The organism is Nocardioides sp. NPDC051685 (assembly GCF_044453405.1).
In the GTDB taxonomy this organism is placed as follows: Bacteria; Actinomycetota; Actinomycetes; order Propionibacteriales; family Nocardioidaceae; genus Nocardioides.
Map to the genome: position 1 here is coordinate 130,455 of NZ_JBITCR010000003.1, position 24,994 is coordinate 155,448.

25 protein-coding genes are annotated in these 24,994 nt (G+C 71.1%); 16 read left to right on the plus strand and 9 right to left on the minus strand.

From position 1 onward, the window contains the following. Positions 1-114: 114 nt before the first annotated feature. The 3 genes from ACIA03_RS10650 (at position 115) to ACIA03_RS10660 (ending at position 2,612) form a co-directional block, all read left to right on the plus strand. Complete coding sequence (locus tag ACIA03_RS10650) at positions 115-1,296, plus strand: MFS transporter (RefSeq protein ID WP_396982049.1); 1,182 nt, start codon at positions 115-117, stop codon at positions 1,294-1,296. A 26-nt stretch (positions 1,297-1,322) separates the two neighbouring features. Next, the gene (locus tag ACIA03_RS10655) at positions 1,323-2,144 is read left to right on the plus strand and encodes an aldo/keto reductase (RefSeq protein ID WP_396982054.1); all 822 of its coding nucleotides are present in this window, start codon (positions 1,323-1,325) and stop codon (positions 2,142-2,144) included. An 84-nt stretch (positions 2,145-2,228) separates the two neighbouring features. Continuing rightward, positions 2,229-2,612, plus strand: a complete 384-nt coding sequence (locus tag ACIA03_RS10660) for a hypothetical protein (RefSeq protein ID WP_396982056.1) — start codon at positions 2,229-2,231, stop codon at positions 2,610-2,612. 6 nt (positions 2,613-2,618) lie between these two features. Here ACIA03_RS10660 and ACIA03_RS10665 read toward each other — a convergent pair whose 3' ends face one another. Beyond that, positions 2,619-3,068 (minus strand): MarR family winged helix-turn-helix transcriptional regulator, encoded by a 450-nt coding sequence (locus tag ACIA03_RS10665; protein WP_396982058.1) that lies wholly within the window; start codon positions 3,066-3,068, stop codon positions 2,619-2,621. 79 nt (positions 3,069-3,147) lie between these two features. Between ACIA03_RS10665 and ACIA03_RS10670 the strand changes: the two genes are divergently transcribed. After that, a complete protein-coding gene (locus tag ACIA03_RS10670; RefSeq protein WP_396982060.1) occupies positions 3,148-4,176 on the plus strand; it encodes a GlxA family transcriptional regulator in 1,029 nt (342 codons plus the stop codon). 170 nt (positions 4,177-4,346) lie between these two features. On the opposite strand, the gene ACIA03_RS10675 is transcribed toward ACIA03_RS10670, so the two are convergent. Then, positions 4,347-5,132, minus strand: coding sequence for an HAD-IIA family hydrolase (locus ACIA03_RS10675; RefSeq protein WP_396982062.1), 786 nt, complete (start codon positions 5,130-5,132; stop codon positions 4,347-4,349). Between the two features lie 37 nt (positions 5,133-5,169). Here ACIA03_RS10675 and ACIA03_RS10680 point away from each other — a divergent pair, with 37 nt between their 5' ends. The 3 genes from ACIA03_RS10680 (at position 5,170) to ACIA03_RS10690 (ending at position 7,479) form a co-directional block, all read left to right on the plus strand. Then, positions 5,170-5,547, plus strand: a complete 378-nt coding sequence (locus ACIA03_RS10680; RefSeq protein WP_396982064.1) for a YdeI family protein — start codon at positions 5,170-5,172, stop codon at positions 5,545-5,547. A gap of 177 nt (positions 5,548-5,724) precedes the next feature. Further along, positions 5,725-6,546, plus strand: coding sequence for an alpha/beta fold hydrolase (locus tag ACIA03_RS10685; RefSeq protein ID WP_396982066.1), 822 nt, complete (start codon positions 5,725-5,727; stop codon positions 6,544-6,546). Between the two features lie 42 nt (positions 6,547-6,588). Continuing rightward, positions 6,589-7,479 carry a helix-turn-helix domain-containing protein gene (locus ACIA03_RS10690; RefSeq protein ID WP_396982068.1) on the plus strand — a complete coding sequence of 297 codons (891 nt, stop codon included), beginning with the start codon at positions 6,589-6,591 and terminating at the stop codon, positions 7,477-7,479. Here ACIA03_RS10690 and ACIA03_RS10695 read toward each other — a convergent pair. The 5 genes from ACIA03_RS10695 to ACIA03_RS10715 all read right to left on the minus strand — a co-directional run bounded on the left by ACIA03_RS10695 (position 7,366) and on the right by ACIA03_RS10715 (position 13,962). Continuing rightward, entirely contained in the window at positions 7,366-8,535 is a 1,170-nt protein-coding gene (locus ACIA03_RS10695; protein WP_396982070.1) for an MFS transporter, read from the minus strand. The genes ACIA03_RS10690 and ACIA03_RS10695 overlap by 114 nt on opposite strands. Before the next feature lie 69 nt (positions 8,536-8,604). Further along, positions 8,605-10,074 carry an aldehyde dehydrogenase (NADP(+)) gene (locus ACIA03_RS10700; protein ID WP_396982072.1) on the minus strand — a complete coding sequence of 490 codons (1,470 nt, stop codon included), beginning with the start codon at positions 10,072-10,074 and terminating at the stop codon, positions 8,605-8,607. Continuing rightward, a complete protein-coding gene (locus tag ACIA03_RS10705; protein WP_396982075.1) occupies positions 10,071-10,973 on the minus strand; it encodes a fumarylacetoacetate hydrolase family protein in 903 nt (300 codons plus the stop codon). The genes ACIA03_RS10700 and ACIA03_RS10705 overlap by 4 nt, the downstream gene beginning before the upstream one ends. 22 nt (positions 10,974-10,995) lie before the next feature. Further along, complete coding sequence (locus tag ACIA03_RS10710; RefSeq protein ID WP_396982077.1) at positions 10,996-12,540, minus strand: UxaA family hydrolase; 1,545 nt, start codon at positions 12,538-12,540, stop codon at positions 10,996-10,998. Between the two features lie 81 nt (positions 12,541-12,621). Further along, complete coding sequence (locus tag ACIA03_RS10715; protein WP_396982079.1) at positions 12,622-13,962, minus strand: MFS transporter; 1,341 nt, start codon at positions 13,960-13,962, stop codon at positions 12,622-12,624. A gap of 201 nt (positions 13,963-14,163) precedes the next feature. On the opposite strand from ACIA03_RS10715, the gene ACIA03_RS10720 reads away from it, so the two are divergent. Then, positions 14,164-14,859 carry a GntR family transcriptional regulator gene (locus tag ACIA03_RS10720; RefSeq protein WP_396982081.1) on the plus strand — a complete coding sequence of 232 codons (696 nt, stop codon included), beginning with the start codon at positions 14,164-14,166 and terminating at the stop codon, positions 14,857-14,859. Between the two features lie 16 nt (positions 14,860-14,875). Here the strand turns inward: ACIA03_RS10720 and ACIA03_RS10725 are convergent, their stop codons facing one another. Further along, positions 14,876-15,721, minus strand: coding sequence for an SDR family NAD(P)-dependent oxidoreductase (locus ACIA03_RS10725; RefSeq protein WP_396982083.1), 846 nt, complete (start codon positions 15,719-15,721; stop codon positions 14,876-14,878). A 112-nt stretch (positions 15,722-15,833) separates the two neighbouring features. Between ACIA03_RS10725 and ACIA03_RS10730 the strand changes: the two genes are divergently transcribed. From ACIA03_RS10730 to ACIA03_RS10765, 8 genes are all read left to right on the plus strand, one after another. Continuing rightward, positions 15,834-16,679, plus strand: a complete 846-nt coding sequence (locus ACIA03_RS10730) for a helix-turn-helix transcriptional regulator (RefSeq protein ID WP_396982085.1) — start codon at positions 15,834-15,836, stop codon at positions 16,677-16,679. A gap of 107 nt (positions 16,680-16,786) precedes the next feature. Then, positions 16,787-18,064 carry an amidohydrolase family protein gene (locus ACIA03_RS10735; protein WP_396982087.1) on the plus strand — a complete coding sequence of 426 codons (1,278 nt, stop codon included), beginning with the start codon at positions 16,787-16,789 and terminating at the stop codon, positions 18,062-18,064. Between the two features lies 1 nt (position 18,065). Then, positions 18,066-18,806 (plus strand): ABC transporter ATP-binding protein, encoded by a 741-nt coding sequence (locus ACIA03_RS10740; protein WP_396982089.1) that lies wholly within the window; start codon positions 18,066-18,068, stop codon positions 18,804-18,806. A gap of 76 nt (positions 18,807-18,882) precedes the next feature. Then, positions 18,883-19,752, plus strand: coding sequence for an ABC transporter permease (locus tag ACIA03_RS10745; protein WP_396982091.1), 870 nt, complete (start codon positions 18,883-18,885; stop codon positions 19,750-19,752). 31 nt (positions 19,753-19,783) lie between these two features. After that, the gene (locus tag ACIA03_RS10750) at positions 19,784-20,980 is read left to right on the plus strand and encodes a hypothetical protein (RefSeq protein WP_396982093.1); all 1,197 of its coding nucleotides are present in this window, start codon (positions 19,784-19,786) and stop codon (positions 20,978-20,980) included. Positions 20,981-20,985: 5 nt separating this feature from the next. Continuing rightward, the gene (locus ACIA03_RS10755; protein ID WP_396982095.1) at positions 20,986-22,329 is read left to right on the plus strand and encodes an FAD-binding oxidoreductase; all 1,344 of its coding nucleotides are present in this window, start codon (positions 20,986-20,988) and stop codon (positions 22,327-22,329) included. Then, a complete protein-coding gene (locus ACIA03_RS10760; protein ID WP_396982097.1) occupies positions 22,329-23,102 on the plus strand; it encodes a creatininase family protein in 774 nt (257 codons plus the stop codon). The genes ACIA03_RS10755 and ACIA03_RS10760 overlap by 1 nt, the downstream gene beginning before the upstream one ends. Next, a complete protein-coding gene (locus ACIA03_RS10765) occupies positions 23,099-24,337 on the plus strand; it encodes an amidohydrolase family protein (protein WP_396982099.1) in 1,239 nt (412 codons plus the stop codon). The genes ACIA03_RS10760 and ACIA03_RS10765 overlap by 4 nt, the downstream gene beginning before the upstream one ends. On the opposite strand, the gene ACIA03_RS10770 is transcribed toward ACIA03_RS10765, so the two are convergent. Continuing rightward, entirely contained in the window at positions 24,315-24,896 is a 582-nt protein-coding gene (locus tag ACIA03_RS10770; RefSeq protein ID WP_396982101.1) for an XRE family transcriptional regulator, read from the minus strand. The two genes, ACIA03_RS10765 and ACIA03_RS10770, sit on opposite strands and share 23 nt — an antisense overlap. Between the last annotated feature and the right edge of the window lie 98 nt (positions 24,897-24,994).

Here is a 24,994-nt window from a genome sequence, read left to right on the forward strand (position 1 = left end):
CATACCCGAGTTGCGCGGATAGTGCGCGCGTGCAACTATAAATACGAAGCGTGTGCAACTACTGCGTACGCCGACTATCGACAGACGCAACCCGTCTCGACCAAGGAGTCATCCATGCCCGTCGCACTGCTAGCCCTCGCGATCGGAGGGTTCGGCATCGGCCTCACCGAGTTCGTCATCATGGGCCTGCTGCCCGAGGTCTCCACCGACTTCGCAGTCAGCGAGACCACCGCCGGCTACCTCATCTCCGGCTACGCCCTCAGCGTCGCGATCGGCGCCATCGCCTTGACCCTCGCGCTCACCCGCGTGCCTCGTAAGTTCGCCCTGCTGGGCCTGATGGTGCTGTTCATCATCGGCAACCTGATCTCCGCGGTCTCGCCGGACTACGCCACGATGATGGTCGGCCGCATCATCGCCGCCCTGTGCCACGGCGCCTTCTTCGGCATCGGCGCCGTCGTCGCCGCGCAGCTCGTCGCCCCGGAGCGCAAGGCCAGTGCGATCGCCTTCATGTTCGGCGGCCTCACGCTCGCCAACGTCCTCGGTGTGCCGCTGGGCACCTTGCTCGGCCAGGCCGCCGGCTGGCGCTCGACCTTCTGGGCCATCACCGCGATCGGCGTCATCGCCTTCGTCGGTATCGCGCTCCTGGTCCCCGCCCACACCGGCCGCGGCGAGGAGGCCGCCCCGGCCGTACGCACCGAGCTGGCCGCCTTCACCAGCCCCCAGGTCTGGTTCTCGATCGCCCTGACCGTGCTCGGCTACGGCGGCATGTTCGGCGGCTTCACCTACATCGCCTTCACCCTGACCGAGGTCAGCGGCTTCTCCGCCGGTGCGGTGCCGTTGCTGCTCGTCCTCTTCGGCGTCGGCCTGTTCTTCGGCAACATCGTGGGTGGCCGTGCCGCCGACCGCGACCTGGTCCGCACTCTCGGTGTTCTCCTCGCGGCCCTGACCGTCGTGCTCGCCGTCTTCGCCCTCGTCGCCTCCAGCCAGGTGCTGACCGTCGTCGCGCTGGTCCTGATGGGCGCGGTCGGCTTCGGCACGGTGCCGGCCCTGCAGATGCGGGTGATGGGGTACGCCGACCAGGCGCCCACCCTCGCCTCCGGCGCCAACATCGCCGCCTTCAACGTCGGCAACGCGCTCGGCGCCTGGATCGGCGGCGTCACCCTCGCCGCCGGGCTCGGCTACACCTCGCCGCTGTGGGCGGGCGCCGGGGTCACCGCGCTCGGTCTCCTCGTGCTGTTGGTCGCCGTTCGTGCGCCCGGGGGCGAGCGGCGCGCGTCTGTCGCTGTTCCTGCCTGAACCCCAACTCCTGAAAGAAGGAAGTCATGACCATCCCGACCACCACCCTCAACAACGGCGTCGAGATGCCGCAGCTCGGCTTCGGCGTCTTCCAGGTGCCGAACGACGAGACCGAGGCGGCCGTGACGGCCGCGCTCGAGGCCGGCTACCGCAGCATCGACACCGCCGCGGTCTACGGCAACGAGGCCGGCGTCGGCCGCGCACTCGCGAAGTCCGGCATCGCCCGCGAGGAGCTCTTCATCACCACGAAGCTCTGGAACGCCGACCACGAGCGGCCCGTCGAGGCGTACGAGAAGAGCCTCGAGCTCCTCGGCCTCGACCAGGTCGACCTCTACCTGATCCACTGGCCCACCCCTGCCCGTGACCTTTATGTCGGCGCCTGGCAGGGCCTCGAGGAGCTGTACGCCGCGGGCCGGACCCGCGCGATCGGCGTCTCGAACTTCCTGCCCGAGCACCTGGACCGGATCGTCGGGCTCGGTGGCACGGTGCCGGCGGTCAACCAGATCGAGCTGCACCCGGCGCTGCAGCAGCGCGTCACGGCCGCCGCGAACGACCGGCTCGGCATCGTGACCGAGGCGTGGAGCCCGCTGGCTCAGGGCGCGGTGCTCGAGGACCCGGCCATCACCACGATCGCCGACCGCCTCGGCCGCACCGCCGCCCAGGTGATCCTGCGCTGGCACCTGCAACAGGGCCGGATCGTGATCCCCAAGTCGGTGACCCCGGCACGGATCGCGCAGAACATCGACGTGCTCGGCTTCGACCTCACCGCTGCCGACCTGGCCGCGATCGACGCCCTGGAGAGCGACGGCCGGACCGGCCCGGACCCGGCGACCTTCGACGCCGCCTGACGTCCGGACGTCCAGGGGCAGGTGTTATCGATCGGTGATCGGCCCAGGGGTGGTCTCCGTCCCGGTTCGGGGCATGCTTGGCCCATGCGATTGACCGAGCATGAGCTCACCGTGGCCCTGACCGGGACGGCGAAGGCCTTCCTGGGCTCCGGCCGGAAGTTCCGCAAGGGCGGCGCCGACATCGACCAGGTCTGGGATGAGACCGACCGGTTCCAGCGCTTCAAGCTCCTGGACAGCATCGGCACCCAGATCTTCCCGGTCCTCACCGACCTGCCCGACGTCGACGTCCCGGTCGGTGGTCGGCCGACCTTCTCGGAGGAGCAGATCCGCGAGTCCGTCGAGCGCCACATCGGTGACGTCGGCCGGCTCCGCCGAGCGGTCACGGTCAAGGCACGCGTCGCGCTCGTCCAGGCCGCCCTCTCCAACCTGCCGCCCCGGGCCGAGGGGGACCTGCGCCTGGACGGCTGAGTGCGCTCAGCCGCCCAGGCGCTTGGCGACGTTGTCGCTGAGGTGCTCGAGCGAGTCCTTGAGGATGGTGAACTCCTCGGTCTGCAGTGCCATGACCTCGGCGATGGTGTCGGGCACGCCTTCGGCCCGGCTGCGCAGGTCGGTGCCGGTGTCGGTCAGGCACAGCCGGACGCTGCGCTGGTCGTCGGGGTGCTTCTCGCGGGTGATCAGCCCGGCGGCCTCCAGGCGTTTGACCAGCGGCGTGATGGTGCCGTAGTCCAGGCCGAGCCGCTCACCCAGCTCTCCCGTCGTGATGGGGGAGCTCTCCCACAGCACGAGCATCGCGACGTACTGGGAGTAGGTCAGCCCCAGAGCGTCCAGGATCGGTCGGTAGGCGGCGGTCACGAGCCGCTGCGCGGTGTAGAGCGAGAAGCACAGCTGCTCGCTCAGCTCCAGGCTGTGGCGAGGCTCTGTCATGGGCCCCACCCTACAACCCTTGCGCGCAAGGTAAGTGAGGGGTAGATTCCTTGTGCGCAAGGTATTCGACCCTGGAGGAGTGACCGACATATCCAAGCCATCCCGCGCCCGCCGGCAGATCGCGTTCCTGCTCTTCGACGGCGTGAAGATGCTCGACTACGTCGGGCCCGCCGAGGTCTTCGTCGAAGCCAACCAGGCGGTGGATGACTACGACATCGTGCTGCTCTCGCCGGATGGGAAGGACGTGGTGACCTCCCTCGGCGGCCGGGTCTCCGTGCACGGCGCGGCCCACGACGCGGGCGCCTTCGACACCGTGATCGTGCCGGGCAGCGAGCTGCCGCCCCACGAGTTCGTACGCAGCACGCTGACCGAGGCGGCGATCTCGCTGGCTTCGCGTGCCCGGCGGGTGGTCTCGATCTGCAGCGGCGCCTTCGTGCTCGCCGAGATCGGCATGCTCGACTGCCGGCGTGCGACGACGCACTGGAAGTTCGCGCCGGAGCTCCAGCGTCGGTATCCGAAGGTGCGGGTCGATCCCGACGCGATCTTCGTACGTGACGGCAACACCCTGACCTCGGACGGCGTCGCGGCGGGAATCGATCTGGCGCTCGCCCTGGTCGAGGACGACCACGGCGCCGACATCGCGCGGCAGGTCGCCCAGCTCCTCCTCGTCTACCTGCAGCGCTCCGGCGGTCAGTCGCAGTACTCGGTCCCGCTGCGGGCCCGGGCACAACCGGCGTCGATCGTCCGCCGCGCGACCGATCTGGTCGATGCCGATCCCACCCGCGCCTGGACCGTGACCGACCTCGCCCGCCTCGTCTCGACCAGCCCGCGCCATCTGGCCCGGCGCTTCCGTGACGAGCTCGGCCAGTCACCTTCCGAGTACGTCACCGCGGTGCGCTTCGACCTCGCCCGGATGCGCCTCGAGGTCGGTGCGAGCGTGACCGAGGCGGCGGCGCAGTCGGGATACGGCAGCCCGGAGGCGCTGCGGCGTACGTTCGTCGCGCGGCTCGGCATCTCTCCTTCGCAGTATCAGCGCCGGTTCCGGTCCGCGCTGCTCGCCGAGCGCGGCCGGCGCAAGGGACGAGCCGAGTTCGAGCTGGCGGACTGAACCGCCTCAGAGCGCCTGGGTGCCGACGACCGTCACCAGCGCCAGGCGCTCGGCGTCCTCGGTGCCGGGCCCGGCGGTGTAGACCATGATCCGCGGGTGGTCGACGACCTCGTGCCGGGTCGTTTCGTGCTGCTGGGAGGGGTCGGCCCCGCCTCCCTACAGACCCTCTTCTACTGACCGAGCAGGGGCAGTACGTCGGCGATGGAGGCGACCACACGCGTCGGCCGGAACGGGAAGGTCTCGATCTGCTCGGGCCTGGTCGACCCGGTCTCGACGAGGATGGTGCGCATCCCGGCCTCGAGGCCGCTGATGATGTCGGTGTCCATCCGGTCGCCGATCATCACCGTGGTCTCGGAGTGGGCCTCGAGCTGGTTGAGGGCGCTGCGCATCATCAGCGGGTTCGGCTTGCCGACGTAGTAGGGGGCCCGGTTGGTCGCGGCGCTGATCAGCGCGGCCACGGAGCCGGTCGCGGGGAGCGTGCCCTGCGGGCTCGGCCCGCTCGGGTCCGGGTTGGTCGCGATGAACCGCGCGCCGCCCTCGATCAGCCGGATCGCCCGGGTGATCGCCTCGAACGAGTAGGTGCGGGTCTCCCCGAGCACGACGTAGTCGGGGTCGTTCTCCGTCATCACGTAGCCGACCGCGTGCAGTGCGGTCGTCAGCCCGGCCTCACCGACGACGTACGCGGACCCACCCGGCCGCTGGTCGGCGAGGAACTGCGCGGTCGCGAGCGCCGAGGTCCAGATCGACTTCTCCGGCACGTCGAGACCGGACCTGAGCAGCCGGACCCGGAGGTCGCGCGGGGTGTAGATCGAGTTGTTGGTCAGCACCATGAACGGCACCGACGTCTCGGTGAGCTTCGCCAGGAACTCGGCCGCTCCCGGGATCGGCTCCTCCTCGCGCACCAGGACACCGTCCATGTCGGTCAGCCACGTCTTGATGGGGCGCTCGTCGATCACGGAGACATCCTCGCCCACGGATCAGTATCTTGGCGAGATGGAGACCATCGACGGCGAGCCGGTGCTGGATCGGCCGACCGTGGCCGAGGTCGAGGCGTACTTCGACGCGGCCGCCCCCGACACACGTGCCGTGTGGTTGCGCTTGACCCGCAAGGGCGTCGAACCGGCCTCGCTGACCTCCGACGAGCTCGTCGACGTCGGCCTCTGCTTCGGCTGGATATCGGCCGTACGCCGCCGAGGCGATGAGGAGACCTACCTGCAGCGCTACACCCGCCGGCGCCCGGGTTCGAAGTGGTCCCGGCTCAACATCTCCAAGGTCGAGCGCCTCACCGCCGAGGGCCGGATGCGGTCGGCGGGGCTGGTCGAGGTCCGCGCGGCGCAGGCCGACGGGCGCTGGGACAACCCCTGGACCTGAATGGGCCCGTCCGTTGCGGTCGAGGTGCGGTCGAAGGTGTCCGGATTCGTGGGGTATCGGGCAGATACGGCGGGGCGGTTGGGGGTACCGAGCACCGAGGATTGACGTGACGTCGGGATCGCGACAGCTCCGGCGATGGGGGCTGCGGATCGGCGCAGAACTGCAAGGACTTCCACCATGCCAACGTTCACCACCTCTGACGGGACCGACATCTACTACACCGACTGGGGCACCGGGAAGCCGGTCGTGCTCAGCCACGGGTGGCCGCTCAGCTCGGACGCCTGGGCCGTCGAGTCCAAGCTGCTCGCCGACGCGGGCTACCGGGCGATCGCGCACGACCGCCGCGGCCACGGCCGCTCGACCAACACCGACCGTGGCCACGACATGGACACCTACGCCCGCGACCTGGCCGAGCTCATCGAGCACCTCGACCTCACCGAGCTGGTCGTGATCGGCCACTCGACCGGTGGTGGCGAGGTCGTCCGCTACGCCGCCCAGCACGGGAAGGGCCGGGTCCGCAAGGTCGTCACCGCCGGCGCGGTGCCGCCGATCATGGTCCAGTCGGAGACCAACCCCGAGGGGACGCCCATCGAGGCCTTCGACGACATCCGCGCCGGGGTGCTCGCCGACCGCTCGCAGTTCTACAAGGACCTCGCGGTGCCGTTCTACGGCTTCAACCGCGACGGCGCCAAGGTCTCGCAGGGTCTCATCGACGACTTCCAGCGCCAGGGGATGCTGGCCGGTCTGGTCGCTGCGTACAACTGCGTCAAGGTCTTCTCCGAGACCGACTTCACCGAGGACCTGAAGGCCCTCGACGTGCCGATCCTGATCGCGCACGGTGGCGACGACCAGATCGTGCCGATCGCGGCCGCCGCCGAGAAGGCGGTCAAGCTGGTCTCCGACGGCACCCTGAAGGTCTACGAAGGTGCTCCGCACGGCATCGCGGGTGACTACCAGCAGGCTCTCATCGCCGACATCCTGGAGTTCCTCGCCGACTGACCCCTGGGAATAGCCCGACGGCGCCCGCGCGCTGGGTGAGGTGTGAACCAGGACCGTCCGTCATGGGAGATGACGCTCGCCTACCAGGAGGAGCTGGCCGCCGGCTCCGCCGGTGAGGACGTACGCTCCGCCACCTGGCTGCTCGTCGACGACGGCACGGTCGTGCTGACCGCTGCCGGGCAGTCGCACCTGCTCCGTGCGGGCGACGCGGCTCTGGTCGGGGGACAGGTCAGGCACCGGCTGGCGACCCACGACGGGGCGATGCTCACCCGGGCCGACCTGCGGGCGGTCGCGGTGGCGTACCCGCTCGCCAACCCGCTGGTCGTCCGCGACTTCGTGGGCAGGCACGGTGGGGTGGCCGAGCTGGTGCGGCGGTGCCCGCTGGCCGGGCCCTGCCGGCCGTCGGCGCTGTTCGCCTCGGGCTACGCGTCGCTGCTCGGCGCCGCGATGACCGCCTCGTGGCTGGAGGACACCGGGCGCGGGACCGACGGTCCCGCGCCCGTCCTCGACCCGACCGTGGCAGAAGTGCTGTCCGCCTTGATCGCGGATCCGGCGCGGGCCTGGTCGGTCGAGGCGATGGCCGAGTCGGTGCATCTGTCGAGGTCGGCGCTGGGGGAGCGGTTCCGGCGCAGCCTGGGGCAGAGCCCGAGCGAGGCGCTGCGGGACGTCCGGATGCGGGCGGCTCGCCACCTGCTCGCCGGGGGAGACCGTCCGGTCGAGCAGGTGGCGTACGCCGTGGGCTACGGGTCGGGCGCGGCGTTCAGCCGGGCCTTCACCGCCAGCCACGGGATCGGTCCGCAGGCGTGGCGCGAGGATCCTTCAGGAGCGCGGGACGCGGAGCGCGCCGAAGCCCGCCGCGGCGACGACCGCGCCGATCGCGCCGATGAGGAGCACGCGTCCGACGCCGTACTCGTCGAGGACCGCGCCTCCTAGCGCCGCGCCGAGGGTGATCGCCACCTGGAACGCGGTGACCTGGAGCGCCAGCGCGGACTCGGTGCGCTCGGGCTCGACGCGGGTGACCCACAGCTGGGTGCCGACCGGCACCATGTTGAACCCGAACCCCCACACCAGCATCGCCAGCGCCATCACCGGCGTGCTCTCGGCGAGAAGGGTCAGCACCAGCCCGCCCGCGAGGAGGAGCGGCGCGACGGTGACGACCGCACGCAGCCGGTGGGAGAACCGCCCGGCGGCCAGGTTGCCGAAGAGGCCACCGAAGCCCCACAGCGCCAGCATCCACATGCCTGCGCCCGGGGAGATCTCGGCGATCGCGATCCGGATGAACGGGTACGCCACGAAGTTCCCGAGCACCGCCACGACGAGCACCACCACGCCGGCCACCAGGCGCGGGTTGCGGAGGGCCTGACGCATCATGGTCAGCCCGGCCGCCGGATGGGCCGGTACGGGTGGCAGCGTCCGCGCCAGTGCGGCGGCGGCGATCAGGCTCAGCACTGTCGCCACCGCGAACCCCCAGCGCCACCCCGGCCCGTCGGCGAGCAGCGAGCCCAGCGGCAGCCCGACGATCGTCGCGCCCGTCACGCCCATGGCGATCGAGGTCGAGATGACGTGGTCACGGCCGGGCGAGGCGTACGTCCCGACGGCGAAGGCGAACGACCAGTAGCCGGCGATCGCCGCCCCGAGAACCAGCCTGCCGAGGAGCAGGACGACGAAGCCGGGCGCCACCGCGACCGCCAGGTTGGCGACCGCGGCGGCGACGAGCAGGCCGACCAGCAACCTACGCCGGTCCATCTGGGGGAGGATCATGGCGATGGTCGGCGCGGTGGCCGCCCCGGCGATCGCCGTCGCGGCCACCGCGAGCCCGGCGGTCCCTTCGCTGATCCCGAGGTCGCGGGCCATCGTGGGCAGCACGCCCGCGGGCAGGAACTCGCTCGAGACCAGGATCGCGATCCCGGCGGCGAGCGCGACCACCGGAGCCGCGCGGCCCTGGGAGGTGGTCGAGGAGGTGGTCGAATCCGGCGTAGTCGTGGTCACCCTTCGATCGTCGCCGCGATCCGAGATCCCGCGTTGATCATCCGTCGCCCGTGCTTGACCGCATGACGCTCAGAGGATCAGTCGACCGTCCACGCGTCGCGGCAGCTGAAGCGGGTTGTCCTCGCGCAGCGCCTCCGGGAGTGTCTGGTCGGGAAGGTCCTGGAAGCAGACCGGCCGCTGGAACCTGCGTACGGCGCTCGCCCCGACGGCCGTGTGCAGCGCCGAGGTGGTGGCGGGGTACGGGCCGCCGTGCTGCATCGCCCAGGTGACCGCGACGCCGGTGGGCCAGCCGTTCCAGAGCACTCGGCCGGCCCTGTCGGCGAGCACGGCGAGCAGCGGTGCCAGGCGTGCGGCCTCGTGCTCCTCTGCCTGCACCGTGGCGGTCAGCTGGCCGTCGAGCTCGGCGGCGAAGTCGACGAGCTCGCTCTCGTCGTCGTACTCGACCACCAGGGAGACCGGGCCGAAGCACTCGTCCAGCAGCACGCGCTCGGCGCGGACCTGGTCCAGTGACGCCGCCAGCAGGGTCGGGCTGCTGCTCGGGGCCGGTCCGTCGGCGCCCGCGTGCAGCACCCGGCCGCTGCGCGCGCTGAGCCGGTGGAGCCCGTCGACGAATCCGGCGTGCAGCGACTCGTTGAGCATCGCCGTGCCCTCGACGGCACGGGTCGCGGTGGCCAGCGTCTCGTCCAGCCCGTGGCCGGCCGGCAGCAACAGCAGCCCGGGCTTGGTGCAGAACTGGCCGGCCCCGAGGGTGTACGACGCGACATACTGCTCGGCGAGCTCGGCTCCTCGCGCTGTGACCGCGTCCCTGGTCACGAACACCGGGTTGGTGCTGCCGAGCTCGCCGTAGAACGGAATCGGCTCCGGCCGCGCCGCGGCGATGTCGAACAGCATCCGTCCCGCCGAGGTGGAGCCGGTGAACGCGGCGGCGCGCAGCAGCGGGTGCTCGAGCGCCCGGACGCCGGCCTCGAGCCCGTGCACCAGCGCGAACGTGCCCTCGGGCGCGCCCGCAGCGGTGAGTGCGTCGTGGACGATCTCGGCGGTGCGTACGGACAGCCTCGGATGTCCGGGGTGGGCCTTGACCACCACGGGGCAGCCGGCGGCGAGCGCGGAGGCCGTGTCGCCTCCCGCGACGCTGAACGCGAAGGGGAAGTTGCTGGCGCTGAAGACCAGCGTGGGGCCGAGTGGCACCAGCATCCGGCGCAGGTCGGGCTGCGGTGGGGTGGCATCGGGGACGGCATGGTCGACGACCGCCTCGAGGAAGGCGCCGTCCCGGACGACCCCGGCGAACCGGCGCAGCTGACCGGTCGTGCGCGCGATCTCGCCCGTCAGGCGAGGCAGCGGCAGATGCGTCTCCTCCTGTGCGAGCGGCACGAGCTCGTCGGCGTGGGCGTCGATCGCATCGGCGACCGCGTCGAGCAGCGCGGCGCGGCGTTCGAGCGGCAGCGTGGCGAGTGGTGCGGCCGCGGCGGCGGCCGCAGTGACGAGGGCGTCGACCGTGTCGGCGGTCGTATCGGTCGGGGCGTGGGTGGTGATCGTCATCGGACCTTCTCCCGGGTCGCGGGGTCGGTGTCGAGCAGCCAGGACATGTCGTCCTTGCCCTCGACGACGGGGTTGGAGAGCGTGCCGACCTCCGCGACCCGGATGGTCACGACGTCGCCGGCGATCAGGGTGACCGTCATCTCCGGCACCAGGCCGGTGCCGGTGGAGAGCACCACACCCTCGGGGAAGTGCGTCTCGGCGAACAGCCACTCGACGAGCTCCGGCAGCCGCCGGCGCATCGTCGCGGTCGACGTCTCTGCCGACCAGACGGTCTGGGCGCCGCGACGGATCTCGACGTCGATGGCCAGGTCGTGGGCGTCGCGGACGTGCCAGGCCGGCCTGATGCCGGTGGCCAAGGAGCAGCTGCCGGCGTAGATCTTCGCCTGTGGCAGGTAGAGCGGATTGGTTCCCTCCAGGTCGCGTGAGCTGACGTCGTCGCAGACCGTGTAGCCGACGATCTCGCCGAACGCGTTCGCGACGACGGCGAGCTCGGGCTCGGGGACGTCGAGCCGGGAGTCGCGGCGCACCGCGATCGGCTCGCCGTCGGTCACCAGCCGCCAGGGCACCGACTTGAGGAACAGCTCCGGCCGCTCCGCGTCGTAGACCAGGTCGTAGACCGACGCCTGGGTGCTCTCCTCCTTACGGGCGGCTCGGGAGCGCTCGTAGGTGACGCCCGATGCCCAGACCTCCATCCGGCCGTCGGCCGGGGGCAGCAGGGTGACCCGCTCGAGCGGGACCGGATCGGCGCTCGGCGCGTCCACGGCGGCGCGGACGTCGTCGAGCGGAAGCGCCAGCAACGCGCCGAGCGAGGGGACGTTCACCGGCGTGATCCAGGCGTCGGTCCGCACTCCCACCCGGACCTGCTCGTCGTCGTGGTCGAGGTAGCGAACGATGTGCATGGGAGTCCTTTCGAAGGGGCGGTCAGAGGGTGGTCGCGAGCTGCCAGGGGACGAACTCCTCGTCGCCGTAGCCCAGCTCCTCGCTGGCGGTGCGGCGGCCGGAGGCGACGGCGAGCACGCGGTCGAAGATCAGCTGCCCCATCTCCTCGACGGAGGCGCCGCCGGTCGCGACCGGGCCGCAGTCGAGGTCCATGTCGTCGCGCATCCGCTCGTAGACCGCGGTGTTGGTGGCCAGCTTGAGACTGGGGGTCGGCTTGCAGCCGAAGGCGGAGCCACGGCCGGTGGTGAAGCACAGCACGGTCGCGCCGCCCGCGACCATGCCGGTGGCGTTGACCGGGTCGTAGCCGGGGGTGTCCATGAACACCAGGCCGCGTGAGGTGATCCGCTCGGCGTACTTCACGACGTCGCGCAGGGTGGTGGTGCCGCCCTTCGCGACCGCGCCGAGCGACTTCTCGAGGATGGTGGTGAGACCACCTGCCTTGTTGCCCGGCGAGGGGTTGTTGTCGATGGAGCTCCCGTCGGCCTGCACGTGCTTCTCCCACCAGCGGATCCGCTCGAGCAGCTTCTCGGCCACCTCGGGACCGGCGGCGCGGCGGGTGAGCAGGTGCTCGGCGCCGTAGATCTCCGTCGTCTCCCCGAAGACCGCGGTGCCGCCCTGGGCGACCAGGAGGTCGGCGGCGGCGCCGAGCGCCGGGTTGGCGGTGATGCCGGACCAGGCGTCCGAGCCACCGCACTCCATCGCCATCACCAGCTCGCTCGCGGGAACGGGCCGGCGGCTGATCGCGTTGGCCTCGGGCAGCATCGCCGCCAGCCGCTCGACCCCCGCGGCGACGGTCTTGCGCGTCCCGCCGAGGTCCTGGATCGACAGCGAGTGCAGGGGTACGCCGACCTCGCTGCGCGCACCGTCGGCGAGGTCGCGCACCTGGTTGACCTCGCAGCCGAGGCCGAGCATGAGGATGCCGGCGAAGTTGGGGTGCTGCGCGTAGCCGGTGAGGGTGCGGCGCAGCACCTCGAAACCCTCGTTGCCGGCGCCGGCCATCCCGCAGCCGAGGCCGTGGGTGAGGGGGAAGACGCCGTCGACGCCGGGGTAGTCGTCGAGGATCCCGGAGGCCTCGACCTGCCGGGCGATGGCGCGGGCGGCGGTGGCCGAGCAGTTCACCGAGGTGACGATGCCGAGGTAGTTGCGGGTGCCGACGCGTCCGTCGGCCCGGACGTACCCGTCGAAGGTGCGGGGTGCCGGAACGGGGTCCGGTGAGCGCTCGGTCCCGGCCGCGACCTCGTGCTCACGCTCGAACTGGCCGAAGGCGAGGTTGTGGCTGTGCACGTGGGCACCCGGCTCGATGGTGCCGACGGCGAAGCCGATCACCTGGCCGTACTTGTGGACTGCGGCCCCCGCCGGAAGGGCACGCACCGCGACCTTGTGGCCACCGGGAACATCGTCGAGGAGGACGAGCGGGTCTCGGCCCGTGTCGAGAACGGTGCCCGCGGGCAGCGCGTCGCGGGCGATGGCGACGTCGTCGTCGGGATGGAGGAGCAGGCAGGCCGTGTGGAGGCTGGTGGAGGTCATCGCAGATCTTTCTTTCTCAGGCGCGTACGTGGGTGCGGTCCTGGGTCCGGCCGGTCGGCCGGACCCAGGACGGCGGTGGGATCAGCCGCGGATGCGTGCGGGCAGCGGCTCGGCGTTCTTGACGATGAAGGCGTAGGAGAACGCACCGATCAGGGCGAAGCAGGACACGACCAGGAGCGGGACGACGAAGGACCCGGTCCTGTCCGCGAGCATGCCGATCAGGATCGGGCTGCCGATGCCGGCCAGGTTGGAGGCGAAGTTCTGGATGCCTCCGACCGAGGCGACATGGTTGTCGCTCGGGGCGACGTCAGCGGGCAGGGACCAGATGCCCGAGGCGGCGAACGCGAGGCTCGAGTACGCCGTCGCCAGCAGGACCAGGGCCATCCATGCCGAGGGCACCACGACGGCGAGGCCGATGACGGAGCCGCCCACCATCCCGCCGATGATGACCGTCTTGCGCACCTTCGTGACGTCCGCGCCCCGCTGGATCGCGCGGTCTGCGAACCAGCCGCCGACCCAGGCGGCCACCACGGCGCACAGGCCGGGCAGCGCGCCGAAGACGCCGAGCTTGAGCAGCGAGAACCCGCGCTCCTCCACGAGGTAGGTCGGGAAGAAGGTGATGAAGAAGTAGATGCACATGTTGAGGCAGAAGAAACCGAGCATCATTCCTCGGACGGTGCGGTAGCCGAACAGGTCGCGCCAGCGGACCTTCAGCGCCGACTCCGAGTCGGCGTCGGCGGAGCGCGCGCCGCCGGCGCGGATGTAGCCGAGCTCCTCGGCGTTCACGCGGCTGTGCTGGTCGGGGTCGCGGTAGGTGCGCCACCACGCCACCGTCCACAGCAGCCCGACGGCCCCCGTCACGATGAAGGCCGTACGCCACGACGAGACAGCCACCAGCGCGGTCACCACCGGCAGGGCGAGCACGCCGCCGACACGTGATCCGGAGTCCCAGATCGCCGTGGCGAAGGCGCGCTCCTGACGCGGGAACCACCGCGAGACGACCTTGGCACTGGTCGAGGGAGCCGGGCTCTCGCCGGCGCCGAGGAGCAGGCGGATGCCGAAGAGCGAGGCGAAGCTGGTCGCCGCGCCGGTCAGCATGGTGAAGAGCGACCACCACACGGACGCGGTGGTGAAGGATCGGCGGGGACCGACCTTGTCGACGTACCAGCCCGCGATGAGCTGGCAGAAGTCGTAGGACCAGAAGAACGCGGCAAGGATGAGTCCCTGCTGGGTCATCGTCAGATGGATGTCCTCGGCGATGAAGGGCAGTGCGACGCCGAGGTTGGCTCGATCGAGGTAGTTGATGGTCAGGCCACCGAAGGCGAGGGCGATGATGCCCCAGCGGACGCGGGTAGCGCCGGCGGGCGGCCGTGCAGCGACCGCAGCGGGCGCTGGGCCGGATCTGGTGTGTTGGGTGGACATAGGACGGTTCCTCCCCGGTCGCGTCGACCGGACGTAGCGAGATTCTGGTGGCTGAGGCCTCACGGATCCAGCGGCGATCGGCTGCCGTCCGTCTAAATCAAAGATCCTGTAGGATCTACGATCTGAGAGAGTGGCATGTGACAGCAGTCACGTCAAGGGGTGCGTGCAAGAATCTGTGCGACGCCATGGAGGTGGACGACGATGACGAGCGCTTCGGCTGCGGTGCCGCCGCCGGCCCGCATGCCCTCGAGGCAGACGCTGGGCGACGATGTCTATGAGCTGCTCAAGGCCCGCGTGATGGACCACGAGCTCGAGCCGTCGTCCCGGGTCAACATGGATGCGATCGCGCGCGAGCTCAACGTGTCGCCGACACCGCTGCGTGAGGCGCTGGCACGCCTCGAGGCTGACGGCCTGGTCCGCAAGGAGTCACTGCGCGGCTACTTCATCGCACCGCTGATCTCCCGAGACCAGTTCGAGAGCCTCTTCGAGTACCGGCTGCTGATCGAGCCGTGGTCGGCGGCCCATGCCGCCGAGCGTGCCAGCGAGGACCAGCTGCGCGAGCTGGTCGAGGAGCTGCATACCGTCGAGGAGGTGCCGACGGCGGACATCTACTCGGCCTACCGGGCCGTGGCGGCGCACGACCACCGGTTCCATGTGCTGGTGGCTCGGCTGTCAGGCAACGAATACCTACCCGCGGCGTTCGAGCGCACCAACTGCCACATGCACATCTTCCGTCTGTTCTACAAGAAGTACGTCGGCACCGCAGCCCTCGAGGAGCACACCCGCGTCGCCGACAGCATCTGTGCCGGCGACGCGACGGCGGCTCACGACGCGATGCGGGACCACCTCGAAGCGTCGCGGGCGCGGCTTCGTCAGGTGTTCGCCGACCAGGGGTGACCGGTCCGCCTGGACCTCAGCCGGCCTGCACCCCCGCGATGCCGACGGCGCGGGCGATGATCGCGTCGGCGAGAGGATCGGGAAGGCGTCCGATCATCGGCAGCATCCCGGCGCCCCGGCCGGCGGTGTAGAGGGTGCGTGGCCGAGCCGTGGTGATGGCGGTGACCAGCACCTTCGCGATCGAGTCAGGGTCGGCTAGGGCCATCTTCGCTCCTGCCTGGTCCGCGGCGGCGATCATCGGGGCATACAGCTGCTGAACCCGCGGGTCGGTCCGCTCGAACGAGTCCTCGGCGGCGGCTCGCGCCCGGGCGAAGATCGGGGTGTCCGCCGCCGTCGGCTCGAGGATGACGACCTTGATCCCCCACGGTGCCAGCTCGCTGCGCAACGCGACCGAGAGCGACTCCAGGGCTGCCTTGCTCGCCGAGATCGGTGCCATCAGCGGGACCGCCCGCCGAGCGGTGGGAGCGGACACGTTGACGATCCGGCCAGGTCCGGAACGCAGCAGCGGCAGGAACGCCCGGATGACGGTCGCGGGACCGAGCACGTTGACCCGCAGCTGCCGCTCCAGCTCGGCGCCCTCGACCAGCTCCACCGGTCCTTGCACGATGATGCCGGCGTTGTTGACGACCGCGTCGAGCGAGTCGGTGCCGAGATGCTTCGTCACCGTCTCCGCCGCGGCGGTCACCGAGGCCTCGTCGGTCACGTCCACCTGCACCGGAACCACGCCGGCCAGGTCGTCGAAGATCTTCGCGAGGTCGCGGTCGCGTACGCCGGCGAAGACCCGGTGGCCCTGGCCGGCGAGCATCCGCACCGTCGGCACACCGATGCCGCCGGTCGCTCCGGTGATGAATACGTTGCTCATTTCTTTCCTCGTTCCTCGGGGTCTGTCAGGCGATACGACGATCGTGACGAACCACGCCGGGGCCAACCAGATGCAGCGCATGCTGGTAGCCGGACCACCAGGCTTGGGCACAATGGAGGTCGTGACCACCGTCGACCTGCGCCGCGAGCTCGGCGACTTCCTCCGCAGCCGTCGCGAGCGCCGGCGGCCGGAGGACGTCGGGCTGCGGGTGAGCGGGCGCAGACGTACGCCTGGGCTGCGTCGCGAGGAGGTGGCGACCCTCTCCGCGGTGAGCGTCACCTGGTACACCTGGCTGGAGCAGGGGCGACCGGACGTACGGGCCTCTCGGCAGGTGCTCTCCAGCCTCGCCGAGGTCCTCGGCCTCGACGACCTCGAGACCCAGCACCTCTTCCGGCTCTCGGGTGAGCTGCCGCCCCGGCGCGCGGAGCGCTCCGAGCGCTCCGAGGCCGGTCGCTACCAGCGGCTGCTCGACCACCTCGACCCGAACCCGGCGTTCGTGGTCGACCGCCACTTCTTCATCGTCGCCTGGAACCGGGGAGCGGAGCTGCTCTTCCCCGGCCTCGGCCAGCTCGCCGACGCCGAACGGAACGTCATCTGGCTGACCTTCACCTCGCCGCAGGTGCGCGCGATGTCCGAGAGCTGGGAGGCCGAGGCTGCCGAGGCGGTGGCCTTCTTCCGCTCGCAGACCGCCGTCGACATGGCCGACCCTGAGGTCGCGAAGCTGGTCGCCGACCTGGAGTCGGTCAGCGAGGAGTTCCGTACGCTGTGGGGCCGGCGCGACCTGGCCGCGATCGGCTCCCACACCCGGGTCGTGCGCCATCCGAAGGTCGGGCGGGTCGAGCTGGAGCTCACCAAGATGCGCACGGTCGACGACGAGCTGACCATGGTCGCCTACCTGGCGCCACCGGGATCCGATGTGCTCCGCGCGCTCGCCGACGCCGTGCGCCACCCGTCCTAGACGGGTTTCATCGAGGAGGACCGAAACGGTTACGCCGCCGAAATAACCGCTCCTTACGCTCGAAAATGTTCATCTCATCAACATTTTGGAGCGGAGAGGGGAAGCCCATGACCGGGGCACGAGGTGCGGGACAGGTCGGGCCGGTGGACGGTCCGGCGTCCCTGGCGGGCGTGGAGCTGACCGCCCTGCGCAACGTACGCCTCCTCGACGGCACCCTCGCCGACCTCGATCTCGCGGCCGGCGAGATCACCGTCGTCCGGCCGGTCGAGGGTGGTCCCGGGACCGACGCCACGGGCTGGCGGCTGATTCCCGGTGCCGGCGAGCCGCATGCCCACCTCGACAAGGCGCTGAGCGCGGAGCTGATCACGCCCGGTCCGCGGGCGGGGAACGACCTGGTCGCCGCGATCGAGCAGTGGCGTTCGCTCGTCCCCACCCTCACCGCCGCCGACTTCGCCGACCGCGCCCGGCGGGCGGTCCGCCACTACGTGGCGAACGGCATCACCACGATCCGTACGCACGCCGACGCGCTCCTCGCCGGCGACCCGCTGCGTGGGGTCGACGCCCTGCTCGGCCTGCGCGAGGAGCTCCGTGGAACGGTCACCCTCCAGGTCTGCCTGCTCGCCGGTCAGGACGTCCCGGACGCCGTGATCGAGGACGCGATCGGCCGTGGCATCGACGTCCTCGGCGGCTGCCCCCACCTCGCCGAGGAGCCCACCAAGGAGACCGGTCGCATCCTCGACCACGCCGAGCGATCCGGCCTCCCGGTCGACCTGCACACCGACGAGCAGACCACCACCACTCACCTGGACCTGGCCGACCTCGCCGAGCAGGTCATCGCCCGCGGGCTGCAGCAGCAGGTGACCGCCTCCCACTGCGTACGCCTCGGCATGCTCGACCACGACCGGCGCCGCCCCGTCGTGGACCTGGTGGCGAAGGCGGGGATCGGCATCGTGACCCTCCCGATCACCAACCTCTACCTGCAGGGCCGCGACGCCGACGGCGCGGTGCCGCGGGGTCTGACCGCCGTCCGGACGCTGCTCGAGGCGGGGGTGCCGGTCGCGGCCGGCGCCGACAACCTGCGCGACCCCTTCAACCCGGTCGGCCGCGCGGACCCGTTCGAGACCACCTCGCTCCTGGTCGCCGCCGGACACCTCCGGCCGGCGGAGGCGCTCGCCGCCGTCACGACGTCCACCCGCACCGTGCTCGGGCTCCCGGCCGCGGGCACGGGACCGGGCAGCCGGGCGGACTTCCTGCTCGTCCCCGACGTGCCTCTCGACGAGGTCGTCGCCGGGGCCCGGCCCGCCCGCGTCGTCGTCCACGGCGGCCGCGTGCTCGCCGACACCCGAGTCAGCACCGTCCTCGATCTCGATCCCATGCCGAGGTGACATGAAAACGACCACCACCACGCTCGCCCTCACCGGGGTGACCAAACGCTTCCCGACCGGCACGACCGCGCTGACCGGGGTCGACCTGACCGTCGACGCCGGCGAGTTCGTCTCCGTCGTCGGCCCCTCCGGCTGCGGCAAGTCCACCCTGCTCCGGCTCGCCTCGGGCCTCGAGGAGGCCACGGTCGGCCGCGTCGACGTCGACGCGGGCACCACCAGCTACGTCTTCCAGGACCCCACCCTGCTGGAGTGGCGCAGCGCCCGGAAGAACGTCGAGCTGATCGGCGAGCTGAGTGGGCTGCCGAAGTCGCAGCGGCGACAGGCTGCTCAGGAGGCCCTCGACCTGGTCGGTCTCACCGGCTTCGAGAAGCAGCACCCGCGCCAGCTCTCCGGAGGCATGCGGATGCGGGTCTCGATCGCCCGCGCCCTGGTCGCCGAACCCGACCTCGCCCTCTTCGACGAGCCGTTCGGAGCCCTTGACGAGATCACCCGGCTGGCGATGCAGACCGAGCTGCAGCGGCTCTTCAGGCTCAAGGGCTTCGCCGGCCTCTTCATCACCCACTCCGTGGCCGAGGCCGTCTACCTCTCGACGCGCGTCGTCGTGATGAGCGGCCGGCCGGGCCGGATCGTGGCGGAGATCCCGGTGCCCTGGGAGTTCCCCCGCCCGCCCGAGCTGCGGTTCGAGTCCGACTTCGCCCACCTGGTCGGCCAGGTCTCCGAGGCACTGGAGGAGCACGCATGAGCGAGCGCAAGCGAGCGACCATAGGCCTCAGGCCGCCGGTTCCGTATTCTCCGCCCTTCGCTACGGAGGCGGCGGCATGAGCACCGAGCTGGTTGTCGAACCCGCCATCGAGCCTGCGACCGAGGCCGCAGCGGCAGAGCCACCCAGGCGACGTACGCCCCCGGTGCTGCGCCGGCTCGTCGCCAAGGTGGTGCCGATGATCGCGGCGCTCGCCGGTCTGGCGGGGCTGTGGTACCTGGTGACGTACGTCGTCCTGAGCGAGGACAAACGGTTCCTGCTCCCGCCGCCGCACCAGGTCTTCGGGGAGACCCTCGGCCGGCCGGAGATCATGCAGCCGATGCTCGCGGCGTTGTGGCAGTCGGTCCAGGTCGCGCTCGCCGGTCTGGTGATCTCGGTGGTGATCGGGATGGCCTGGGCGATGGTGATGGCGCAGACCCGGCTGCTGGAGAAGGTGCTCTACCCCTATGCCGTGATCCTGCAGACCGTCCCGATCCTGGCGCTGACGCCGCTGATCGGGATCTGGATGGGCTACGGCATCTCGGCCCGGATCGTGGTCTGCGTGATCATCGCGGTCTTCCCGATGATCGCCAACACGCTCTTCGGCCTGCAGTCGGCGACCGCGCCGGCCCACGACCTCTTCACCCTCAACCGGGCGACCCGGCTGCAGCGGCTGCTCAAGCTGCAGCTGCCCGCCGCGATGCCCGCGATCTTCACCGGCCTGCGCAACGCCGCGGGGCTGTCGGTCATCGGCGTGATCGTCGGTGACTTCTACTTCCAGCAGGGCAGCCCCGGCATCGGCGGCCTGCTCCGGGTCTACACACTGCGGCTCAGCATGGAGCCGCTCTTCATGGCGATCATCCTGACGGCCCTCTTCGGAGTCGTCGTCTTCTCGGCCTTCGCCGCTCTCGACCGTGCCGTGATCGGCAAGTGGTACGGCGAGCGCTGACCCTCCTCCACCCACGAGAAACGGAAACCGCATGAACCGATCCCTGAACCTCGCCAGACCCCGCCGCGCCACCGCCCTGGTCGCGCTGGCCACCGTCGTACCGCTCGCCCTGACCGGCTGCGGGAGCGACTCCGGCTCCGCCAACACCGCGAGCGCGGGGGAGGTGACGAAGGCGGAGAAGGGCAGTGCGAAGGACCTCTCCGACGTCTGCCCGGCGACCGTGGTGATGCAGCAGGACTGGCAGCCCGAGGCCGAGCACGGCGGCATGTACAGCCTGGTCGGTGAGGGCTACACCGTCGACACCGACAAGAAGTCCGTCACCGGGCCGCTCGTCTCCGGAGGCGTCGACACCGGCGTGAAGATCGAGGTCCGTTCGGGTGGTCCGGCGACCGGCTTCCAGCCCGTCCCGGCGACCATGTACCTCGACAAGGACATCCTCATCGGGGCGGTCAACACCGACGCCGCGATCGCCGCCGCGGCGAAGCAGCCCACCGTGGCGCTGACCTCGCAGCTGACCGTCTCGCCGCAGATCCTGATGTGGGACCCGAAGAGCCAGGACGACGCGAAGACCATCGCCGATGCCGCGAAGGACGGCGACCCGGTCGTGACTGCCGGCGACGTGATCCCGGCGCTGCTCGAGTCGCAGGGGATGATCGAGAAGAAGCAGTCGGACCTCTCCTACGAGGGCACCCCGCAGCGCTTCGTCACCGAGCCCACGATCCTGCAGCAGGGGTTCGCCACCGCGGAGCCCTACATCTACGAGAAGGAGATCAGCAGCTGGGGCAAGCCGATCGGCTACCAGCTCCTCTCCGAGGTCGGCTACAGCATCTACCCCGAGCCGATCGCCGTACGCGCCGAGGACGTCAAGAAGGAGGCCGACTGTCTGGCGAAGCTCGTCCCGGTGATGCAGCAGGCCGAGATCGACTACCTGGCGGACCCGGACTGGGCCAACGGGATCATCGTCGACATCGTCGACCGCTACCAGACCGGCTGGACCTACAGCGAGGGTGTCGCTGCGTACGCTGCCAAGACGATGACCGACCTCGACCTGGTCCACGACGACCCGAAGTCGGGGGTGTTCGGCCAGATCGACGGGGAGCGGATGAAGCAGATCGTCGAGACGTTCGCGCCGATCATGAAGCAGGCCGGCACGATCACCTCCGACGACATCGACCCGGAGTCGCTCTACGACAACCGGTTCATCGACGACTCGATCTCGATGAAGTGATGCAGATGACGATCACGCAGCGTACGTCCCTGGTGACCGCCCAGGTCGCCGACCGCCTCGGCGCGGACCGGGTCGAGACCGACCCGGCCGCGCTGGTCAAGCTCTCCTCGGACTGGTCGCGGATGTCGCCCGTCCTCCAGGAGAAGGTGCCGAGCGGCAGGTATGTCGCCGACGCCATCGTCCGGCCGCGGACCGAGCAGGAGGTCGCCGACGTGCTGGCCATGGCCTACGAGCACGACGTGCCGGTCGTCCCGCGTGGCGCCGGCACCGGCAACTACGGCCAGGCGACCCCGTTCACCGGCGGGATCATCCTCGACCTCCGCGGCCTGGACGCGATCGAGGTGCTGGCCGACGGCAACGTACGTGCCGGGGCCGGTGCCCGGATGACCCGGATCGACAAGGTGGTCCGCGACGCCGGGCGCGACCTGTGGATCTTCCCGTCGACCAAGGGGTCGACGATCGGCGGCTTCATCGGCGGCGGCAGCGCCGGCACCGGGACGATCGAGCACGGCACCACCGCCGACGGGTTCGTCACGGAGCTGACCGTGGCCCCGATGGACGGGAGCGGTCGTCTCTTCACCGTGCACGGCGAGGAGACGCTGCCCTACATCCACGCCTACGGCGTGACCGGCGTCGTGACCTCGGTGGTGGTCCGCACCGACCCCGCGCGGGACTGGGTGGCGGTCTACGCCGCCTTCGACAGCTGGGACGCGATGGTGTCCGTGCACCGCCGCCTGCTCGACCTGCCGGTGCTGCCGAGGCTGGCCTCGGGCGACGAGCCCGCGCTGGTCCCGACCCTGACCACCAACGTCTCGCTCGACCCGGCCCAGCACAGCCTGCGGGTGATCGCCGAGGCCTCCACGGTCGCCGAGATCGAGTCGCTCGTCGTGGCGGCCGGGGGCAGCGTACGGGCGTGTCTGGAGGACTACGCGGCATCCGATCTGCTCTCCGGGATGTCCTACAACCATCCGGTCTACTTCCTGCAGCGAGCCCACCGCGACCGGACCTGGTTCCACATGGAGACCGGGGGCGAGCTCTACTGGACCGACGCCGACCGGGTGCGGCAGGTCTACGACGGGCCGGTCTGGCTGCACCTCGAGCTGATGGGGAGGGGGCCGCTGGCGATGGTCGTCGCGGAGTACGTCTCCGAGGAGCAGGTCCTCGCCGGCATCCCGCGCTTCGACGAGATCGGCGTGGGCGTGCACTCGCCCCACCAGTGGTACGTCGACCGCAACCTCGAGCTCGTCACCGAGGTCGCGCGCGAACGCGACCCCAAGGGCCTGCTCAACCAGGGCAAGCTCACCGACCACGCGCTGGTCGACACCCGCGTCAACATCGGAGTCCGCTGATGCCCCGTTTCGCCGACCTCACCGCCCCCGAGATCGCCGCCCTGCCACCGGACACGGTCGCCGTCCTCGGCCTCGGCGCGATCGAGCAGCACGGTCCCCACCTGCCGGTCTCGACCGACTACGTGATCGCCGCCGAGGCGGCCTCGGCGGCTGTGGAGACGGTCGCCGCGGCGGGCAGCGCCTCCGTCGTGCTGCTCGAGCCGCTGGCCTACACGAAGTCCGACGAGCACTCCTGGTCGCCGGGGACGATCTGGCTCTCCTGGGACACCCTGATGCGGGTGCTCGTCGACATCGGCCGCTCGCTGAGCACCTCCGGGATCACCCGGCTGCTCTTCGTCAACGGGCACGGCGGCAACTCCGCGCTGGGACAGGTCGCCAGCCGGGAGCTGCGCAAGCAGTTCGGGCTGGCCACCTTCTTCGCGCACCTCTCCGTGCCACCCGATCAGGGCGGCCGCTCCTCGCGCGAGGACGAGCTCGGCCTCGGCATCCACGGCGGCCACGGGGAGACCTCGATGATGCTCCACCTGCGGCCCGAGCTGGTGCACCAGGAGCGCGGGGAGCGGAAGGTGCCCGACCACCTCGCGGGCTATACGCACATCGGCTTCGGCAAGCCGGTCTCCTTCGGCTGGCTCTCCGACGACTTCGGCACCGACGGATATCTCGGCGACCCGACCACCGCCACCGCCGAGGACGGCAAGGCCCGCTTCGAGGCGGGCGTCGCCACGCTGGCGGAGGTCATCGTGGAGGCCGCCCGCTTCACGCCGTCGGCATGACGCTGCGGATCATGGGCGCGCTCTCGGGGGATCTCTCGGTCGAGGGGCCCGCCGACGTGCTCGATGCCTCGGGCTGCCTGGTCACGCCCGGCCTGGTCAACGCCCATCACCACCTCCTGCAGACCGCGTTCCGCACCCTCCCGGGCACTCGTGGCGTACCGATGGCGACCTGGCTGCCCACGATGGCCGCGGCCTACGACCACGTCGGGATCGACGCCGGGCTGACGTACGCCGCCGCGCGGGCCGGGCTCGCCGAGTCGCTGCTCTGCGGGGTCACGACGGTCGCCGACCACCACCTGACCTGGCCGGCCGCCCTGGCTCCCGAGGAGACGGTGCCGCTGGCGCAGGGGACCGCACGGGCGGCGGCGGAGCTCGGCGCCCGCCTCGTCTTCGTCCGTGGTGCCGCCCGGGACGACCCCGAGACCGCGGCGCACAGTGCCGACCTGATCGCCGAGGCGCTGGTGGGGGAGGCGCCCGGCGGGGTGAGCGCCGACGGGATGCTGCAGGTCGCGGTCGGTCCGGCCGGGGTGCACTCCGACCCGGAGCCGACCTTCCGGCTGCTGGGGGAGGTGGCGGCCCGGCGCGGGCTGCGGCGGCGTACCCAGGCCAACGAGCAGGTCGACGTCGCGATCGCGGCCGAGCGCTACGGCCGGCGCCCGATCGACCTGTTGGAGGAGTGGGGCTGGCTCGCGCCCGACGTGACCCTGGCCCATCTGTGCGACGTGACGCCGGAGGAGATCCGGCGGCTCGCCGCGGCCGGGGTGAGCGCCACCCATGCGCCAGGCTGCGACCTGCCGATGGGCTGGGGGATCGCGCCGGTCGCCGCGCTCCGGGAGGCCGGCGTCGAGGTCGGGCTCGGCACCAGCGGCGGCGGCAGCAACGACGCCGGCCACCTGCTCGCCGACGCCCGGCTCGCCATGCAGGTGGCGCCGCTGGTCGGTCCGCCGCTGGCCGCCGCCGACGTGCTCGAGATGGCGACCACCGGCTCCGCGGCCGGCCTCGGTCGCCCCGGGCTGGGGTCGGGGACGGACCTGTGCGTGTGGGACGTCTCCGGCGTCGCCGACGCCGGGGTCCACGACCCTGTCGCCGGACTGCTGTGGGCCTCGCCCGGTCGGCGACCTCGGCACGTGGTCGTGGGCGGCCGGGTCGTCGTACGTGACGGCGTGCTCGTCACCGCTGACGAGCAGGAGATCGCGGCCGGCCTGAGGCGGTTCAGCGCCTGCGCTGCTCCTTGACCACCAGCAGCCGGAACAGCCCGCCGTCGGCGCTGGCCCACCGGTGACGTACGCCGCCGGGGATGTAGACCGAGTCGGCGGTCTCCATGGTCTGCTCCTCGCCGTCCAGGTCGATCCGCAGGGTGCCGCCCACCACGTAGACGAACTCGTCCTCCGGGTGCTGCCAGTAGCGGTCCCAGGCCGTCCCGTCGCCGGCGAACTCCATCGGGATGAACGCATGATCGGCCCCGGCGACCAGCGCCTTCACGGTGCCGCTGGAGGCCTCCGCGGTGCCGGAGTCGGAGCGGCGTACGACCGCTGCCGAGCCGGTGGAGACGCTCTCGACGCTGTCCGCCAGCAGGCCCTGCTGGGTGGTCCCCAGGGTCTGTGCGATCCGGAACAGCGACGACATCGAGGGGCGCGCCATCCCGCGCTCGACCTGGCTCAGGAAGGGGTGGGACAGGTCGGTCGCCTCGGCGAGCTGGACCAGCGTCATCCCCTGCGCCTTGCGCAGCTCCCGCACGCGGGCGCCCAGCCGCAGCACCGAGCGGTCGAGGGACTGTCGCGGGTTCCGAGTCATCTGCTCAACCTAGCCTCGAACGGGGTCCGGCGTTCACGGTGCCATGAGGAACTCACGGGTCCGTCATCTGTGGGAAACACCTCACTGTGCCGGACCCC

Coding starts and splice junctions, on each gene's coding strand:
- ACIA03_RS10760 (WP_396982097.1), top strand. CDS start 22,329: ATGCCCCGTTTCGCCGACCTCACCGCCCCCGAGATCGCCGCCCTGCCA.
- ACIA03_RS10735 (WP_396982087.1), top strand. CDS start 16,787: ATGACCGGGGCACGAGGTGCGGGACAGGTCGGGCCGGTGGACGGTCCG.
- ACIA03_RS10705 (WP_396982075.1), bottom strand. CDS start 10,973: ATGCACATCGTTCGCTACCTCGACCACGACGACGAGCAGGTCCGGGTG.
- ACIA03_RS10770 (WP_396982101.1), bottom strand. CDS start 24,896: ATGACTCGGAACCCGCGACAGTCCCTCGACCGCTCGGTGCTGCGGCTG.
- ACIA03_RS10685 (WP_396982066.1), top strand. CDS start 5,725: ATGCCAACGTTCACCACCTCTGACGGGACCGACATCTACTACACCGAC.
- ACIA03_RS10680 (WP_396982064.1), top strand. CDS start 5,170: ATGGAGACCATCGACGGCGAGCCGGTGCTGGATCGGCCGACCGTGGCC.
- ACIA03_RS10750 (WP_396982093.1), top strand. CDS start 19,784: ATGAACCGATCCCTGAACCTCGCCAGACCCCGCCGCGCCACCGCCCTG.
- ACIA03_RS10700 (WP_396982072.1), bottom strand. CDS start 10,074: ATGACGATCACCACCCACGCCCCGACCGATACGACCGCCGACACGGTC.
- ACIA03_RS10755 (WP_396982095.1), top strand. CDS start 20,986: ATGACGATCACGCAGCGTACGTCCCTGGTGACCGCCCAGGTCGCCGAC.
- ACIA03_RS10720 (WP_396982081.1), top strand. CDS start 14,164: ATGACGAGCGCTTCGGCTGCGGTGCCGCCGCCGGCCCGCATGCCCTCG.
- ACIA03_RS10730 (WP_396982085.1), top strand. CDS start 15,834: ATGGAGGTCGTGACCACCGTCGACCTGCGCCGCGAGCTCGGCGACTTC.
- ACIA03_RS10725 (WP_396982083.1), bottom strand. CDS start 15,721: ATGAGCAACGTATTCATCACCGGAGCGACCGGCGGCATCGGTGTGCCG.
- ACIA03_RS10765 (WP_396982099.1), top strand. CDS start 23,099: ATGACGCTGCGGATCATGGGCGCGCTCTCGGGGGATCTCTCGGTCGAG.
- ACIA03_RS10660 (WP_396982056.1), top strand. CDS start 2,229: ATGCGATTGACCGAGCATGAGCTCACCGTGGCCCTGACCGGGACGGCG.
- ACIA03_RS10715 (WP_396982079.1), bottom strand. CDS start 13,962: ATGTCCACCCAACACACCAGATCCGGCCCAGCGCCCGCTGCGGTCGCT.
- ACIA03_RS10650 (WP_396982049.1), top strand. CDS start 115: ATGCCCGTCGCACTGCTAGCCCTCGCGATCGGAGGGTTCGGCATCGGC.
- ACIA03_RS10740 (WP_396982089.1), top strand. CDS start 18,066: ATGAAAACGACCACCACCACGCTCGCCCTCACCGGGGTGACCAAACGC.
- ACIA03_RS10665 (WP_396982058.1), bottom strand. CDS start 3,068: ATGACAGAGCCTCGCCACAGCCTGGAGCTGAGCGAGCAGCTGTGCTTC.
- ACIA03_RS10710 (WP_396982077.1), bottom strand. CDS start 12,540: ATGACCTCCACCAGCCTCCACACGGCCTGCCTGCTCCTCCATCCCGAC.
- ACIA03_RS10745 (WP_396982091.1), top strand. CDS start 18,883: ATGAGCACCGAGCTGGTTGTCGAACCCGCCATCGAGCCTGCGACCGAG.
- ACIA03_RS10655 (WP_396982054.1), top strand. CDS start 1,323: ATGACCATCCCGACCACCACCCTCAACAACGGCGTCGAGATGCCGCAG.